Source organism: Micromonospora sp. 15K316 (genome assembly GCF_004348525.1).
Taxonomy (GTDB): domain Bacteria; phylum Actinomycetota; class Actinomycetes; order Mycobacteriales; family Micromonosporaceae; genus Micromonospora.
Genome location: NZ_SMKG01000001.1, coordinates 129,515 through 146,383 on the forward strand (window position 1 = coordinate 129,515; position 16,869 = coordinate 146,383).

Genomic DNA, 16,869 nt, shown 5'->3' on the forward strand with positions numbered 1-16,869 from the left:
TTCGTTCGGACGCGGGAGCGGAGCATGCGCGACAGGAACAGCAGAAGCCGGCGGTCCAGAGTGGTAAGGGCGTTGACGGCGGTGGGCGCCGCGGCGACCCTGGCGGCGGCGCAGCTCGCCGTGCCCACACCGGCGAGCGCCGCCGTCAGCCGGGCCGAGCTCGCCCTACGCTGGGCCCCCATCCACTACCAGGACGTCGACGCCACCGGGGCCCACGCGCTGGGCGGCCAGTCCGACTACATCGCGAAGGTCGACTTCGACGGCGACCTGAACGGGCGCAACAACTGGGACCGGACGGGCCAGGCCGGCACCTCGCTGGCCGCGCACGCGTACTACTCCGTCGTCGAGACCAGCACGCACTGGTATCTCACATACCTCTTCTTCCACCCTCGGGACTGGACGGACCACCCATTCTTCGAGACGGAGCACGAGAACGACGGCGAGGGTGTGTTGCTCACCGTCGAGCGCGACGGCTCCACGTACGGCGTCCTGCGGGGCGCGGTCACCGTCGCGCACAGCGACTTCTACTCGTACACGCCGGCGGGCAGCACATGGACCAGCGGCCGCGAGACCGTCGACGGCACCCTCCAGTTCCAGGCGTCACCGCACGACTCGTTCCCGCACCCGGTGACCGCGCAGGAGGCGCAGGGCCACGGCCTGAAGGCGTACCCCCAGTACACGATCAACGGCGACGGCTTGGTCTACTACCCGTCCACGGTCGCCGAGACCCCGAGCGACGGCAACGACCGCGACGTGCGGTACAAGCTGATCGACATCTTCGCCGCCGACGGTCTCTGGGCGCAGCGGTCGAACCCGAGCCTCTTCGCCGGTCTCGGCACGTTCGCCGGTGACACCTCCGGCGACTGCGGCTCCGGCACCTGGAGCTGCTCGGCGAACTCGGCCAACGCGCCGTGGGGCTGGGACGACGGCAACGACCTGCCCGCCCGCGGTGAGCTCGCCAGCGATCCGGCGAAGCTGTCCGCCGAGTACTTCACGATCCCCGCCGGGTTGGCCCGCACGTACACCTCCAACCCGTACGCCGGTGCGGCCGCCGAACTGGCGAGGGCGGCGAAGACGGCGCCGCCGGTCGTCGACTGATCCCGGAGCGCGGTGCGCGGTCGGCCTGATCGGGCCGGCCGCGTCGCGGCGGCACGGTCGCCGGGTCGGCGGGGCGCTGCGCCACGCCGGCCGGCGACCGCCGCGCGTCACTGCTGGAACTGGCCGGGTCCGAGAACCTTCCACGCCGGCCCAGCCGGGTCGGCCAGCGAGCGGAACGGCACGGTGAAGCTGAACGCTTGCTCGGTGGACCGCTTGATCGCCCAGAGCCTGGACCGGGCACCGGCGTGCTCCCACGCGATGCCCTGGCCCTCCACACCCGGCAGGGTGACCGTGCCCGCCCACACCAGCTCGGAACCGGCGGACGGCAGCGTCATCACGTACGCCTCACCGAGGTCGTGGCCGGTGAGCCAGAGCCGCCCGTCCGGTCCCCAGGATCCGCCCGAGTTGCTCATCGGCTTGAACCGGTCGAGGATCGGCTTCGGGATCGTCCACGCCTCGACGACCTGGAAGTGGTCGTCGAGCTTCACGACCTGCGTCTGGTACGTCTCCCCGTACGGCTCGGTGCCGCCGTCGGGAATCTCGTCGTAGTTGGCGAAGCCCGCCCACCACGCGCCGTCGTGGCGGTCCAGCCAGGTCAGCGAACCGCGGAAGATCCCGAAGCTGTGCGTCTCGAGGTGGCGCATGGTCCGGGTGTCGAAGACCTCGATCGAGCTCTCCATGGGCGACTCGTCGTAGTTGGAATGCGCGGCGTAGAGCCGGCCGCCGACCACGACGGCGCTGTCCAGATGGATGATCGGCCCGTCCGGGTCCGACACGAACTGGAGCAGCGGCCGTCCCGTGGCCTTGTCGTGCTTGGTGATGCTGCGGTTGTCCACCACGTAGAAGTAGCGGTCGTCGACGGCGACGGCCTGCCGGGCGTCGAACGCGTCGTAGCTGCGGGCCAGGGTGGCCGATACCACCGGCGGCTCGGCCATGGCCGCCTGCGTGCCCGCCGCGGGCACCAGGCCGGACGGCGCGGGCGCCGCAACGGCCACCAGGCCGGCTGCGAGCGCCGCCGCGCCGGCGGTCGCCGAGGCGGCCAGGCCGGCGACGATCCGGGTTCGGGTCGACATACTTTCCTCCGTACGGTCTCGACGTGCGCCGGGTGCGCGCCTGTCGACCCTCGCCGGGCTGCCGCTCCCTCGATCGAACTGGTCCGGACGGCCCGATGAACGGATCATGAAGGTGATGACGGCCCGAGGTCCCGCACCGCCGCCACGGGACACCCCGTGTCGCACCCATGACGACCTGTTAATGGCACAGCCGGATCGGCTCTGTCGCTGATGGGTTCCGGCGGGCCGTCGGGATGGGGTGCCGGAGACGAACCCCTCGGGGCTGACACAGAGGCGATGTTAGCGATCACATCGCTTCGTCCGGAGTGGACCTGCGGGATCCGCACCGGCCGACCTCGGTGATCTACTTTTCCGGAGAAGGCGCGTTCCGCTTTCGCGATGCGCCCACCCGAGACGTCGTCTAGATCACCGGGGTCGCCCGGCGCGGATCGTCGCTCAGCGGGCCGACCCGGCCCGGCGCTTGTTGTACACGTCGAAGGCGACGGCGACGAGCAGGACGAGCCCCTTCACCACCGACTGCGTCGACTGGTCGACGCCCATCAGCTGCATCCCGTTGCTCATCACGGCCATGATCAGACCGCCGACCATGGCGCCGACGACGGTGCCCACGCCACCGGTGACCGCCGCGCCGCCGATGAACGCCGCGGCGATCGCGTCGAGCTCGAACATGTTGCCCGCCGCCGGCTGGGCCCCGTTGGAGCGGGAGGAGTAGATGACTCCGGCCACCGCCGCGAGAAAGCCCATGTTGACGAACATCCAGAAGTTGACGGTGCGGACCTTCACCCCGGACAACGTCGCGGCCGAGAGGTTGCCGCCGATCGCGTAGACCCGCCGGCCGAAGACCGTACGCCGGGTGACCAGGCCGTAGACGAGCACGAGGACGGCGAGGATGATCAGTACGATCGGCAGTCCCCGCGCGTGGGCCAGCTGCCAGGCGAAGTACATGATGACCGCGCCGACCAGCAGCACGCGGGCCACGAAGAGCGGGAACGACTCGACCGGCTGCTGGTAGCGGATCCGGGCGAGCCGGGTCCGGAAGACGCTGACCGCGTAGCCCGCCACCGCCACCGCCCCGATGAGCAGTGTGAAGGCGTCGTAACCCTGCCCGCCGATGAGCCCGTTGAGGAAGCCGGCCGCGACGCGCTGGTACTCGGACGGGAACGGCGACAGCGAGATGTTGTCGAGCACCCGCAGGGTGAGCCCACGGAACAGGAGCATGCCGGCGAGGGTCACGATGAACGCCGGGATCCCCGCGTAGGCCACCCAGAACCCGTGCCAGGCGCCGACCGCGATGCCGACGGCGAGCGCGGCCAGGATGCCGATCCACCACGGCTGTCCCTGCCGGATGACGAGGACGGCGGAGACCGCGCCGGTGAGCGCGACCACCGATCCCACCGACAGGTCGATGTGGCCACCGATGATCACGATGACCATGCCGATCGCGAGCACCAGGATGTACGAGTACTGCAGGACGATGTTGGTGATGTTGCCGGGGCTCAGCGAGACGCCGTCGGTGAGGACCGCGAAGAGGGCGACGATCACCACGAGCGCGACGTAGATCCCGCTCTGGCGAAGGTTGCCCAGGATCAGTGTCCGCGGATCGCTGGTGCCGGTGTGCAGCGCGGCGGCGGGGGTGTCGTCGGACGATGGGCGCTGCGGGGTCGCCGACGGTTTGGTGGTGGTCATCGGGCGAGTTCCCTGTCCTTCGTCATGAGCTCCATCAGGTTCTCCTGGGTGGCCTCGCCGACCGGCACCTCACCGGTGATCCGGCCGGCCGCGAGGGTGTAGATCCGGTCGCACATCCCGAGCAGCTCGGGCAGCTCGCTGGAGATGATGATGACGGCCCGGCCGTCGGCGACCAGCCGGTTGATGATGGTGTAGATCTCGAACTTCGCCCCGACGTCGATGCCGCGGGTGGGCTCGTCGAGGATGAGGACGTCCGGGTCGGTGAAGAGCCACTTCGACAGGACGACCTTCTGCTGGTTGCCGCCGGAGAGCTTGCCGACCACCGACATGACGCTCGGCGCCTTGATGTTCATGTCGCGCCGACCGTCCTCGGCGACTTTGATCTCCTCGTTGCCGTTGACCCAGCCGAGGCGGGCGAGCTTGCCGAGCGCGGCGGCGGAGATGTTGCGGCGCACGTCGTCGATGAGGTTGAGCCCGAAGCGTTTGCGGTCCTCGGTGGCGTACGCGATGCCGTTCTCGATGGCCTCGGCGACGCTGCGGGCGCGGACCTCCTTGCCCCGGACGAGAAGCCGGCCCGTGATGTTGCGGCCGTACGACCGGCCGAAGACGCTCATCGCGAGTTCGGTGCGGCCGGCGCCCATGAGGCCGGCGATGCCGACGACCTCGCCCGCGCGGACGCTCAGGTTGGCGCCGTCGACCACGAGCCGGTCCTGGGTCGGGTGCCGGACGGTCCAGTCCTCGATGCGCAGGACCTCCTCCCCCGGTTCCGACACGCGGTCCGGGTAGAAGCTGGAGAGGTCCCGGCCCACCATGCCGCGGATGATGCGGTCCTGGGTGGTGTCGCCCGAGCTCATGTCGAGCGTCTCGACGGTCCGGCCGTCGCGGATCACCGTGGTCGAGTCGGCGATCGCGGTGATCTCGTTGAGCTTGTGGGAGATCATGATGCAGGTGACGCCCTCGTCGCGAAGGCGCCGGAGCAGGTCCAGCAGGTGCGCCGAGTCGATGTCGTTGAGCGCGGCGGTCGGCTCGTCGAGGATGAGCAGCCGCACCTGCTTCGACAGCGCCTTGGCGATCTCCACCAGCTGCTGCTTGCCGACGCCGAGCTGGATGATCGGGGTGACCGGGTGCTCCCGCAGCCCGACGGAGGCGAGCAGGGCCGCCGCGTCGGCGTTGGTCCGGTTCCAGTCGATCAGGCCGCCGGCCCCGCGGCGCTCGTTGCCGAGGAAGATGTTCTCCGCGACCGACAGGTAGGGCACCAGGGCGAGTTCCTGGTGGATGATGACGATGCCGTGGGCCTCGCTGTCGTTGATGCCCCGGAAGTGCACCGGCTTGCCGTCGAAGACGATCTCACCGTCGTACGAGCCGGTGGGATAGACGCCGGAGAGCACCTTCATCAGGGTGGACTTCCCCGCGCCGTTCTCACCGCAGATGGCGTGGATCTCCCCGCGACGCACGGCGAGCGAGACGTCCTGGAGCGCTTTCACCCCGGGGAAGGTCTTCGTGATGTGACGCATCTCGAGGATGTTGTCGGACATGGTCACCGTCCTGGTCGTACCCGTCGTGAACGAAACCCTGGTCGATCGGGACCGCCGTGCCGGCCGTGTCCCGGTCCGCACCTGCCGCCACGACGGACCGCGAGCGGAGGGACGAAGGTTCAGGGATTCCGTCGGGCCCGGCGCGATGCAGCCGGACCCGACGGAGGTGTCAGCCCTTGGCCTGGCCGCTGGCGACCTCTTCGGCCGTCCAGTAGCCGGAGTCGACGAGGACGGGCTTGATGTCGTCCTTGTAGACGGTCTGGACCGGAAGGAGGTTCGACGGGACGACCTTGACGCCGTTGTCGTACGTCTTGGTGTCGTTCGCCTGCGGCTCCTTCTCCTGCAGGAAGGCCTCGGCCGCGACGACGGCCTGCTCGGCCAGCAGACGGGTGTCCTTGAAGATGGTCGAGTTCTGGACGCCGTCGTTGATGAGCTTGACCGATGCGATCTCCGCGTCCTGGCCGGTCACCACGGGCATCTTGACGCCCGAGCCGCCGTAGCCGGCGTTCTGCAGGGCGGTGATGATGCCCCGGGACAGGCCGTCGTAGGGCGACAGCACGCCCTGGACCCGGGTGCCGTCGTTGTAGCTCGACGTGAGCAGGTCCTCCATGCGCTTCTGCGCGGTCTCCTGCTGCCAGCGGAGGATCGCCACCTGCTCGATGGCGGTCTGACCCGACTTGACCCGAAGCGACTTGTCGTCGATGAACGGCTTGAGCGTGTCCATGGCGCCGTCGAAGAAGAAGTGCGCGTTGTTGTCGTCGAGCGAGCCGGCGAAGAGCTCGACGTTGAACGGCCCCTTCGCGGTGCCCTTCGAGCCGTCCTTGTTCTGCAGGCCGAGGCCGACGAGCAGCGCGGTGGCCTGCGCGACGCCGACCTTGTAGTTGTCGAAGCTGACGTAGAAGTTCACGTTCGGGCTGTCGCGGATCAGCCGGTCGTAGGCGATGACCGGGATCTTCGCGTCCGCCGCCGCCTGCAACTGGCTACTGAGAGCGGTGCCGTCGATCGCCGCGATGACCAGGACGTCAGCGCCCTGGGTGATCATCTGGTCGACCTGCTGCGACTGGGTCGGGATGTCGTCTCCCGCGTACTGGAGATCGACCTTGTAGCCCTTGGCCTCCAGCTTCTCCTTGACCGAGTTGCCGTCGGCGATCCACCGCTCCGACGTCTGGGTCGGCATGGCGACGCCGATGGTCAGGTCGGCCGGCTTGTCGCCGCTGGTGTCGCCGCCACCTCCGGCTCCTTCGCCGCCGCAGGCCGTGAGGCCCAACGCCAACACCGTCGCACCGAGAACGGCTAGAAATCGTTTACTCACAAGCTGTCTCTCCTCTCCGGACTCGCCGGAAACGCGGGTGACACTGCCGTAGTGTTAGCGCTCACAAAGAGGGCGTCAACACTTGTTCTCGAAATACACCCGTCACGGTCTCGTAACGGTGGCGACCATCGAGCGTCGGCGTTGGCGGAGAGCGGTGCGCAGTCACGGCCGCGTCACCCAGCGTCCGCGATCGGTGGTGAACCACCGATCGCGGACGAGGAGAGCGGTCAGGTCGTCGGGACGCCGTCGACCAGGCGGGGCAGGCGCAGCGGGTTGGCCTCCCGCAGCTCCGGCGGGAGCAGCGGGTCCGGAACGTTCTGGTAGCAGACCGGGCGCAGCCACCGCTCGATCGCGGTGCTCCCCACCGAGGTCGAGCCACTCGTAGCGGCCGGGTACGGTCCGCCGTGCTGCATGGCGGGAGCGACAGTCACCCCGGTCGGCCACCCGTCCACCACGACACGTCCCGCGATCTCACCCAGCGCCGCGACGAGGTCCGCCGCCGCCTCGTCACGCTCGTCGACGCCGAGCTGCACAGTGGCCGTGAGGTTGCCCGGCAGGGCGTCGAGCAGCGCGTCCCGCTCGGCCGTCGAGCCGTAGCGCACCAGCACGGTGACCGGACCGAAGCACTCCTCCAGCAGCTGCTCGTACGGCCCGCCCTCGGCCAGCAGTGCCGCCCCGACGGAGAGCACACCGGGACGTACGGCCAACGGCGTGTCGCCGTCGCCGGCCTCGCCCGCCGCGAGCGGTTCCGCCACCCCCGGCAGCGCCGCGCGGGCGCGGACCCCGGCGAGGAACGCCTCCCGCATCCGCGGATCGAGCAACGGACCGGACGGAACCGTCGCCGACGCCGTCGCCCGGGCGACGGCGTCGCCCGCCGCACCCTCCGGGAGCAGCACGAGGCCGGGCTTGACGCAGAACTGGCCCATTCCCAGGGTGTACGAGGCGGCGAGTCCCGCCCCGATCTCCTCCGCCCGGGTCTCGGCCGCCCGCTCGGTCACCACCACCGGGTTGAGACTGCCCAGCTCGCCGTGGAACGGGATCGGCCGGGGACGGGCCGACGCGATGTCGAAGAGCGCGCGGCCGCCACGGACCGAGCCGGTGAATCCCACCGCCGCGGTCAACGGGTGTCGGACGAGCTCCGGGCCCGCGTCGAAGCCGTGGACCAGGCCGACGACGTCCTCGGGCAGCCCGGCCTCGGCCGCCGCCGCCCGGAGGATCCGGGCACACAGGACGGAGGTGGCGGGATGGTCCGGGTGGGCCTTCACCACCACCGGGCAGCCGGCGGCCAGGGCGCTGGCGGTGTCACCGCCCGGCACGCTGAAGGCCAGCGGGAAGTTGCTCGCCGCGAAGACCGCGACCACCCCGAGCGGCACCTTGTAGCGCCGCAGATCGGGGCGGGGTGCGGGCGCCGCCGCCGGGTCGGCGTGGTCGATGATCACATCCAGGTACGTGCCGGCGTCGACCACGTCGGCGAACGCGCGCAGCTGGTAGCAGGTGCGGGCCAGCTCGCCGGTGAGCCGCACCCGGCCGAGCGCCGACTCCGCCTCCGCGGTCGCGACGATCTCCTCGCCGCTCTTCTCCAGCAGCGCGGCGGCGGTGCGAAGAAGGTCCGCACGCCGGACCGGGTCCCGCAGCGCGGCTCCGGCGGCTGCTGCGGCGCGTACCGCCCGGTCCACCTCCTGCGGCGTCGACTCGGTCGCGACGCGTTCCCGCGGCCGGCCGGTACGCGGGTCGCGGCTCAGCACGTCAGTCACCGTTTCGTCCTCCTTCATCCATCGCCTCGAGCGGTGTGGTCTCCTCGGCCAGTGCGGCGAGCTCGCCCAGGGGCACCGGCACGGCGAGGCTGCGGCCGGCCAGCGGACGCAGGTCGTCCACGCCGGTCTCACGTCCGCCCAGCCAGGCGGCGATGCCCGCGGTGGCGAGGCCGCACACCCGTCCCTGGCACCAGCCCATCCCCGGTCGCGCCAGCAGCTTCAGCGTGCGCGCGTCCTCCGCGCCGAGCTCGTGGTGGGCCCGGCGCAGGTCGGCGTAGGGGACCTCCTCGCAGCGGCAGACGAGCGTCGTCTCCGTCAGCCACTCGGGCCAGGCGCGGGGCAACGGGTAGGTCCGGTGCATGGCCGTGGCGAAGCGGCGGGCCCGCCGGACGGCACCGCGCAGGCGCCTGACCCGGGTCGGGTCGGCCGGCAGGCCCCGGTCGCCGGCGAGCGCGAGCGCGCTGAGGCGTCCCTCCGTCACGGCCAGCGTCGCACCGCCGACACCGGTGGCCTCACCGGCGACGTAGAGCCCGTCGACGCTGCTGCGCTGGAGCTCGTCGACGGTCACCACGAGCGAACCGTCGGTGTCCTTCGCCGTCTCGGCGCCGAGCATGAGGGGCAGTTCGAGCGAGGGCGTGAAGCCCCAGCCGAACGCCACGAAGTCGACGGTGATCTCCTCGTCCGGTCCGGTCGGGCGGCCGTCGCCGTCCACCCGGGCGACGCGGACCGCGTCGACCCGGCCGTCCCCGAGCACCTCGCGGATCACGGTCCTCGTCCGGTACGGGATGCGGTGCCGGGCCATCGACGCCGCGTAGCGCAGGGCCTCGACGCCCTTGCCCGGGGCGGAGACGGCGCCCGCCGGGGAACGCAACCAACCGACTGTCGCGTTGGCCTCGATCACGGCCGCGACCCTCACCCCCGCCCGCGCGAGGCCGGTCGCCACGGGCAGCAGGAACGGGCCGGTGCCGGCGACGACCGCCCGCCGTCCCGCCGAGGTGCGGTGTCCCTTGAGCAGAGCCTGCGCGCCGCCCGCGGTCAACACGCCGGGCAGGTCCCAACCGGGCACGGGCAGCTGCCGGTCGTACCCGCCCGGGCAGAGGATCAGCGCGTGCGCGGTGAGCGTCTCCCCGGAGGCTCCGCCGGCAGCGGTCGACGTGGACGTGGTGGCGGTGACCCGGAGGGTGAAGGCGGCCTCGGAGTCGCGGGTGATGAGCCAGACCTGGTGTCCGGGGAGGTACCGGATCCGACCTTCGGCCTGCAGCTCGTCGAGGCGGGTGCGCAGCCGGGTGAAGACCGGCCAGTCGTGGTGGCCGATCCGGTCCTCGGGGCGGGCGTGGGTCCGGTCGTAGTGTCGCCAGTACTGCCCGCCGGGCTGCCCGGCGGTGTCGATCAGCAGGACGTCGAGTCCCGCCTCGGCGGCTTCGACCGCGGCGGCGAGTCCGGCCGGGCCGGCGCCCACCACTGCCACGTCAGGCACGTGCGGCATCCTCGCCTCCCGTCCGTCCGGCGTCGGCGAGGTCCGCGCCCGGTTCGGCGTCGCCGAGGCGCATGCCGTCGGCGGCGGCGACGAGGCAGGCCCGCTGGTCGGGGAGCCCGTCGACGGTGATCAGGCAGTCGAAGCAGACGCCGATCCCGCAGAACAGTCCCCGGGGCCGGCCGCCCCTGCGGGTGGTACGCCAGTCCGTGATTCCGGCGGCGATCAGGGCGGCGGCGACGCTCTGGCCGGGCTCGGCCGGGATGGTGGCGCCGCGGAAGGTCAGCTGGTGGGTCATCGGGTTCCCTCCTCGGCCGGCGGGAAGCGGTCCGGGGCGAACGGGCTGAGGTTCAGGTCGGTCGGCCGTCCCACGAGGGCCTGGCTGATCAGCTTCCCGGTGCCGGCGGAGAGCCCGATGCCCGCGCCCTCGTGGCCGCAGGCGTGCCAGAGGCCGGGCGCGCGGGGGTCCGGACCGATGACCGGCAGGTGATCCGGGCAGTACGGGCGGAAGCCGAGGTAGGTGCGGATGGCGCGAACTCCCCGGAGCATCGGGAAGAGCGCTATCGCCTTCGCCGCGAGCGTGCCGATGGCGGCGACGGAGACGGTCCGGTCGAAGCCGACGCGCTCCCGGGACGCGCCGATGAGGACGGTGCCGCCGGCGGTGCCCTCGACCACGGGTGAGGTCTGCAGCGCCGCGTCGGAGCTGGCCACGTCACCGACGTACTCGGCGGCGTAGACCTTGTGCCGGATCGTGCGGGTCGGCATCGGCTGGGTGACGAGGATGAAGCCGCGCCGGGGCAGCACGGGCACCCGCACCCCGGCCAGGTCGGCGATGCCGCCGGCCCAGGTGCCGGCGGCGTTGAGCACCGCGCCGGCGGCGACGTCACCGGACGAGGTGCGCACGCCGGTCACCCGGTCACCGGCGCGTAGGAAGCCGGTCACCTCGGTTCGGGTACGCACCTGCGCGCCGCCGGCCCGGGCGAGCCGCAGTAGGTGAGCCGCGACCAGCATCGGCTGGACCTGTGCGTCCTGCGAGTAGAAGGCGCCCCCGGCGAGCTGCGGGGCGAGGTGGGGCTCGTAGTCGGGCAGCTCGTCCCGGGCGACGTCGCGGACCTCGATGCCGGCGCGACGCTGCCGCACGGCGAGGGCGCGCAGCGACGCCACGCCCTGCGCCGAGGACGCGACGACGAGCCCGCCCTTGGACTCGAACTCCCAGAGGTCGCCGTGTTCGGCGAGGTCTTCCCGCCAGACCCGCTGCGAGTAGCGGGCCAGGTCGAGTTCGGGTCCGGCCTCCTTGTCGGAGACCAGCACGTTGCCCTCGCCGGCGCTCGAGGTGCCGCCGGCGATCGCACCGCGTTCGACGACGACCACCCGCAGCCCGGCCATCGTCGCGAAGTACGCGCTGGCCGCGCCGACCACACCCGCCCCGACGACCACCAGGTCCACGCTCACGGCGCGTCCTCGACGCCGCCGGCCCAGAGGCCTCGTACGTGGCCGATGTGGCGGTGCATGAGCAGTTCGGCGCCGGCCGGGTCACGGGCTTCGACGAGGTCCAGCAGCTCGTGGTGTTCGGCGGCGGAGCGGCCCAGCCGTCCGCTCTCGAGCAGCGGGGTCAGACCGAGCAGCCGGGTCCGGGACCGCAGGTCGGAGACGACGTCGACCAGGAAGCGGTTCCCGCTGTAGCCGAGCAGGGTCAGGTGGAAGACGTGGTCGGCCTCGATGTAGCCGACCAGGTCGCCGCACTCCACCGCGTCGACGATCGCCTGCGCGAGGGCCCGCAGCTGCGGGAAGTCCGCCGCGGGGACGACGGGAACGACGTCGCGCACGGTCGGCGGCTCGATGAGCCTCCGGACGGCGGCGAGATCGTCGAGGTCCTGCTCGGACATCTCGGTGATCCGGAACCCCTTGTTGGCGTGCGTGACGACCAGGCCCGCCTTCACCAGGTCGAGCATGGCCTCCCGCACCGGGGTGGGCGAGACGCCGAGCTGCGCGCCCAGTGCCGGGGCCGAGTAGACGACGCCGGGCTCCAGCTTGCCGGAGATGATCGCCGCGCGGAGGGCCTTCCCGATCCGGTCGCGGAGGTTCTCCCTGGGGCCGATGTCGGGCAGGTCCGGCACGGGCGTCGGGCTCACAGCAGGAACCCCGCCGGGAACGGGTCGGTGGGGTCGAGGTGCAGCTGCGACGTCGCGGTGATCCACGCCCGGCCGGTGATCGAGGGCAGCACCGCGGGGAGCGACCCGACAGTGGTGTCGCCGAGCAGCCGCCCGGTGAACCGGGTGCCGATGAACGACTCGTTGACGAAGTCGTCACCGACGGCCAGCTCTCCCCGGGCGTGCAGCTGCGCCATCCGGGCGCTGGTGCCGGTGCCGCAGGGCGACCTGTCGAACCAGCCGGGGTGGATGGCCATGGCGTGCCGCGACAGCCTCGCGGTCGAGCCGGGAGCCTTCAGGTAGACGTGGTGGCAGCCGTTGATGTCGTCGCGCTCGGGGTGGACCGGCCGGTCGTGCTCGTTGACCGCCTCCATGATCGCCAGACCGGCGGCGAGCAGGTCGTCGCCGCGTGAGCGCTCGAACGGCAGGCCCAGCTCCGCCAGGTCGACGATGGCGTAGAAGTTCCCGCCGAAGGCCATGTCGTACTCGACCGTGCCGAAGCCCGGGACCTCGACCTTGCGGTCCAGCGCGTAGGCGAACGACGGGACGTTCTGGATGGTGACCGACTCCGCCGCGCCGTTGCGTACCGCCACGGACGCGACGACCAGCCCGGCCGGCGTGTCGAGCCGGATCGTGGTCACCGGCTCGACGACGGGCACCATCCCGGTCTCGACGAGGACTGTCGCCACGCCGATCGTGCCGTGCCCGCACATCGGCAGCAGGCCGGAGACCTCGATGAAGAGCACACCGTAGTCGGCGTCGGGGCGGGTCGGCGGCTGCAGGATCGCACCGCTCATCGCGGCGTGGCCACGGGGCTCGTACATCAGCAACGTACGGATGTCGTCGCTGTTCTCCATGAACCACAGCCGCCGCTCGGCCATCGTCGCGCCCGGGATGGTGCCCATGCCACCGACGACGACCCGGGTGGGCATGCCCTCGGTGTGCGAGTCGACGGCGTGGAAGGTACGGCGGGACCTCACTTGTAGCCCTTGCCGAGAACGGCCTCGGTGTCGGCGGTGATCCGGGCGGCCACCTCGGCCGGCAGCGCCAGGCGCGGCGGCCGGCAGGCGCCGCCCTTGCGGCCGGCGATGTCCATCGACAGCTTGATCGACTGGACGAACTCGGTCTTCGAGTCCCAGCGCAGCAGCGGATGCAGGTCCCGGTAGATGGGCAGCGCCTTGGCGATGTCGGCGGCGTCGCCCGAGGTGACCAGCCGGTAGAGCTCCACGGTGCTCTCCGGGATGGCGTTCGGGTAGCCGGCGATCCAGCCGACGGCACCGGCGACGCCCAGTTCGAGCAGCACGTCGTCCGCGCCGACCAGCAGATCCAGGCCGGGCGCGAGCTCGGCGATCTCGTACGCCCGGCGGACGTCGCCGGTGAACTCCTTCACCCCGACGATCAGGCCCTCGTGGAACAGCTCGGCGAGCAGCGCGGGGGTCAGGTCCACCTTGGTGTCGATCGGGTTGTTGTAGGCGACGACCGGCAGCCCGGCGCGGGCCACCTCCCGGTAGTGCTCGACGACCGCCTGGTGGTCGGCGCGGTACGCGTTCGGAGGCAGCAGCAGTACGGAGGTGGCGCCGGCCGCGGCGGCCTGCTCGGCCCAGCGGCGGGCCTCGAGCGCGCCGTACGCGGCGACGCCGGGCATGACGCCGAATCCGGCGGGGGCGGCCTGGACGGCCGTCTCGACGACCCGTTCCCGCTCCTGCGGGGTCAGCGTCTGGTACTCGCCGAGCGATCCGTTGGGGGTCACGCCGTCGCAGCCGCCGTCGGCGAGGAAGCGGACGTGTTCGGCGTAGGCGTCGTAGTCGACGGAGAGGTCGTCGTGCAGGGGCAGCGCCGTCGCGACGTGTACGCCGCGCCACGGCTTGGCAGGGGTGGTCATGGTGTTTCTCCTCGGCGTCGTAGGGGGAACGCGTGGTGGTCGGGGTGTCACGAGGTCTGGGCGGCGGCCATCCACTTCTCCAGGCCGTCGACGTCCAGCGGGAGCGCGCGGGACAGCACCTCGGAGCCGTCCGGGGTGACCAGGATGTCGTCCTCGATGCGGACGCCGATGCCGCGCAGCTCCGGGGGCACGGTCAGGTCGTGGGCGTGGAAGTAGAGGCCGGGCTCGACGGTGAGCACCATGCCGGGCGCCATCACCGCGTCCTGGTACGCCTCCCTGGACGCCTGGGTGCAGTCGTGCACGTCCAGCCCGAGGTGGTGGCCGATGCCGCAGACCAGGTAGCGCCGGTGGTGCTGCCCGGTATCGGAGAGCGCCTCGTCCACGGAGACGGGCAGCAGTCCCCAGTCGTCCAGCCCGTGGGCGATCACCTCCATCGCCGCGTGGTGGAACTCGGTGAAGCGGCGGCCCGTGCCGACCGCCGCGAGCCCGGCCCGGTGGGCACGTTCCACGAGGTCGTGCACCTGCCGTTGGGCCTGTGAGAACCGTCCGGCGGCGGGGAAGGTGCGGGTGACGTCGGCGGTGTAGTAGCTCCTCACCTCGACGCCCATGTCGAGCAGGAGCAGCTCGTCGGGGCGTACCGGGCCGTCGCAGCGCACCCAGTGCAGCGTGGGCGCGTGCCGTCCGCTGCCGACGATGGTGGCGTAGCCGGGGCCGTTGCCGTACGCCCGGGCGTACCGGTCGAAGGTGCCCTGCAGCCACCGCTCCCCCGGCCCCTCGATCGCGGTGGGGAATTCGCGGACGACCGCGGCGAAGCCCTCGACCGTGCGGTCCACCGCCTCCCGGAGCTGGCCGATCTCCCAGTCGTCCTTGTACATGCGCAGCTCGGCGAGGGTGCGGGCGACCTCCTCGTCGCGGGTCACGTCCTCGGTGAGTTCGGCGAGCGGTCGGACGTCGACGCCCAGGGCTCGCGCCCAGTCGTCCAGGCTGGGGGCCGCGCCCACCCACAGCTCCCCGTAGCGGGCGTCGGAGAAGAAGCCCGGGTCGCCGGGGTAGGCCGGTGGTGGGAGGTAGAGGGTGGGGTGGCCGTCGCGGAGCACCACCGTGGCGTTCTCCACGGCGCAGCCGGTGGTCCAGAAGAAGTCGCTGTCCGGTCGGAAGTCGTACGCGGTGTCGTTGCTGCGTACCGGCGCCTCCCCGGCGGTCAGCACGATGGTCCGGCCGGGCAGGGCCTCGGCGAGCCGGGCCCGGTGGGCGGCGGCGGCCTCGGCGGCGCCGGCGACGACCGGTGGGGTCCGGTCGGGTACGTCCCACCCCGTCGCCATGTACTGCGTGAATGCCGGGATCTCGGACAGCTTCGGCGGTCTACCGGTGCGCATCGCAAGCTCCTTCCTGCCGGGTGTCGCTCTTGGTGCTGGCGGGTTCCCGCTGGTCGGTGATCCCGCCGCCGGTCTCGCGGACCAGCTGGGCCAGCCGGGCGAAGACCCGCTCGTCCTCGCGGACACCGTCGTGTTCGTACTCGTTGGTGATCCACGTCCGGACGTTGCCGACCCGGGACGCGGTGTCGAGTTGCAGGCCGGCGTCGACGTACATGTCGTCGTAGTAGACGGCGGCGGCCACCGGGACCTCGTTGGCCGCCAGCCGGTCCGGGTCGTAGAGCGGCGGCCACTGCTCCCGGGTGGCCAGCAGCTCGACGGCATCGCGGAACGGACGCAGCTCGGCGATCTCCTCGAACATCCAGGGGTAGATCATCTCGCCGGTGAAGAGCAGCGGCCTGGCCTCCTCGGCGAACTGCGGATGCCTGTCGTGCTCGGCCTGGGCCGCCCACCCGGTGGCGCCGGCCCCGTGGGCGTAGATGCTCTCGTGCAGGGCCGCGAAGAGCGGATTGTCGGCGTACGACGTGCGGGTCAGCACCTCGTGCAGGAACGTGGTCGACAGCTCGTCGGCGGAGAACGCCTCGTCGAGCAGCCAGTGCAGGCGCTCGGGTCCGGGCTTCATGCCGAGGTCCAGGCCGAGCGTCTGGAACCGGCGGACGGTGAGCAGGTCCCCGTCGGGCAGCCGGACGTCCCCCTCGGCCAGCCGGTCGGCGATCCGGGCCACCTGCGCCACCTGGTGCGGGTAGCGCTGGTAGAACTGCCGGTTCTTGCCCTCGACGCGGGGGTAGGTGCGCCGGTAGACCTCCGCCGCCGACGGGTCGAGGCCGGGCAGACCGCCGGTGACGTAGCAGGCGTGCAGGCCTTCCGGGGCGTTCGACAGGTAGGTCAGGGTGAGGAAGCCGCCGTACGACTGCCCGAGGGTGGACCAGCGTTCGCCGCCGAAGACGGTCTTCCGCAGGTGTTCGTGGTCCGCCACGATCGAGTCGGCGCGGAAGCAGGCGAGGTGGGCGGCCGCCTGCTCGGCGCTCGGGAAGGCGCTCATCCGGCGGCCGTCGACGCGGGTGCTGCGGCCGGTGCCGCGCTGGTCGACGAGGACGACGCGGTGCTCGCGCAGCGCCCGGTCGAGCCACCCGGACCGGCTGAGCGGGCGGGGGCCCTTTCCGCCGGGCCCGCCCTGCAGGTAGACCAGGCACGGCAGCTCCTCGCCGTCGCGTACCGGGTCGACGATCTCCCGGGCGAAGAGCTGGATGGTGCCGCGCGCCGGATCGGACCAGTCCAGCGGCACGTCCTCGACGTGGTCCCGGACGCGCAGGCCGGGAATCGTGTAGGTGGCGGTGACGGTCATCGGCTTCTCTCTTTCGCGGTGCCGGTCGACCGTGGACGGGGCTCGACCAGCCGTCTCCCACCTCGTACGGCACCTCGCCGACCTGGGGGCACCGGCCCTGGGTGAGCCGCCGCGAGGCCAACGAACCTCGCAGTAGGGTGTGCCATTGCACTGACCCTAATGTGAAAGCGAGTGCGTGCCAAGGGCC

Annotated in this window: 14 protein-coding genes; 1 reads left to right on the plus strand and 13 read right to left on the minus strand. The window is 71.8% G+C overall.

What is annotated here, in order from left to right; translation table 11 throughout:
• The first annotated feature begins 81 nt into the window (after positions 1-81).
• A complete protein-coding gene (locus E1211_RS00570; RefSeq protein ID WP_243709254.1) occupies positions 82-1,098 on the plus strand; it encodes a hypothetical protein in 1,017 nt (338 codons plus the stop codon).
• Between the two features lie 107 nt (positions 1,099-1,205).
• Here E1211_RS00570 and E1211_RS00575 read toward each other — a convergent pair whose 3' ends face one another.
• From E1211_RS00575 to E1211_RS00635, 13 genes are all read right to left on the minus strand, one after another.
• Positions 1,206-2,171, minus strand: a complete 966-nt coding sequence (locus tag E1211_RS00575) for a hypothetical protein (RefSeq protein ID WP_165947117.1) — start codon at positions 2,169-2,171, stop codon at positions 1,206-1,208.
• Positions 2,172-2,606: 435 nt separating this feature from the next.
• The gene (gene mmsB, locus E1211_RS00580) at positions 2,607-3,857 is read right to left on the minus strand and encodes a multiple monosaccharide ABC transporter permease (RefSeq protein ID WP_132344186.1); all 1,251 of its coding nucleotides are present in this window, start codon (positions 3,855-3,857) and stop codon (positions 2,607-2,609) included.
• Positions 3,854-5,392 carry a multiple monosaccharide ABC transporter ATP-binding protein gene (gene mmsA, locus E1211_RS00585; protein WP_132344188.1) on the minus strand — a complete coding sequence of 513 codons (1,539 nt, stop codon included), beginning with the start codon at positions 5,390-5,392 and terminating at the stop codon, positions 3,854-3,856. The genes mmsB and mmsA overlap by 4 nt, the downstream gene beginning before the upstream one ends.
• A gap of 169 nt (positions 5,393-5,561) precedes the next feature.
• A complete protein-coding gene (chvE, locus tag E1211_RS00590; protein ID WP_132344190.1) occupies positions 5,562-6,704 on the minus strand; it encodes a multiple monosaccharide ABC transporter substrate-binding protein in 1,143 nt (380 codons plus the stop codon).
• Positions 6,705-6,931: 227 nt separating this feature from the next.
• Positions 6,932-8,458: an aldehyde dehydrogenase (NADP(+)) gene (locus tag E1211_RS00595; protein WP_243709248.1), complete on the minus strand. Its 1,527-nt coding sequence runs from the start codon at positions 8,456-8,458 to the stop codon at positions 6,932-6,934.
• Complete coding sequence (locus E1211_RS00600) at positions 8,451-9,935, minus strand: NAD(P)/FAD-dependent oxidoreductase (RefSeq protein WP_207915115.1); 1,485 nt, start codon at positions 9,933-9,935, stop codon at positions 8,451-8,453. The genes E1211_RS00595 and E1211_RS00600 overlap by 8 nt, the downstream gene beginning before the upstream one ends.
• Positions 9,928-10,230 carry a (2Fe-2S)-binding protein gene (locus E1211_RS00605; protein WP_207915117.1) on the minus strand — a complete coding sequence of 101 codons (303 nt, stop codon included), beginning with the start codon at positions 10,228-10,230 and terminating at the stop codon, positions 9,928-9,930. Before E1211_RS00605 ends, E1211_RS00600 begins: the two co-directional genes overlap by 8 nt.
• Entirely contained in the window at positions 10,227-11,384 is a 1,158-nt protein-coding gene (locus E1211_RS00610; protein ID WP_132344196.1) for an FAD-binding oxidoreductase, read from the minus strand. Before E1211_RS00610 ends, E1211_RS00605 begins: the two co-directional genes overlap by 4 nt.
• Positions 11,381-12,064 carry a GntR family transcriptional regulator gene (locus E1211_RS00615; RefSeq protein WP_132344198.1) on the minus strand — a complete coding sequence of 228 codons (684 nt, stop codon included), beginning with the start codon at positions 12,062-12,064 and terminating at the stop codon, positions 11,381-11,383. The genes E1211_RS00610 and E1211_RS00615 overlap by 4 nt, the downstream gene beginning before the upstream one ends.
• Positions 12,061-13,062, minus strand: a complete 1,002-nt coding sequence (locus tag E1211_RS00620; RefSeq protein ID WP_132344200.1) for a proline racemase family protein — start codon at positions 13,060-13,062, stop codon at positions 12,061-12,063. The genes E1211_RS00615 and E1211_RS00620 overlap by 4 nt, the downstream gene beginning before the upstream one ends.
• A complete protein-coding gene (locus E1211_RS00625; protein ID WP_132344202.1) occupies positions 13,059-13,964 on the minus strand; it encodes a dihydrodipicolinate synthase family protein in 906 nt (301 codons plus the stop codon). The genes E1211_RS00620 and E1211_RS00625 overlap by 4 nt, the downstream gene beginning before the upstream one ends.
• Positions 13,965-14,011: 47 nt before the next feature.
• On the minus strand, positions 14,012-15,340 hold the full coding sequence (locus tag E1211_RS00630) for an aminopeptidase P family protein (protein WP_132344204.1): 1,329 nt from the start codon (positions 15,338-15,340) through the stop codon (positions 14,012-14,014).
• Positions 15,327-16,682, minus strand: a complete 1,356-nt coding sequence (locus E1211_RS00635) for an alpha/beta fold hydrolase (protein ID WP_132344206.1) — start codon at positions 16,680-16,682, stop codon at positions 15,327-15,329. The genes E1211_RS00630 and E1211_RS00635 overlap by 14 nt, the downstream gene beginning before the upstream one ends.
• Positions 16,683-16,869 lie beyond the last annotated feature (187 nt).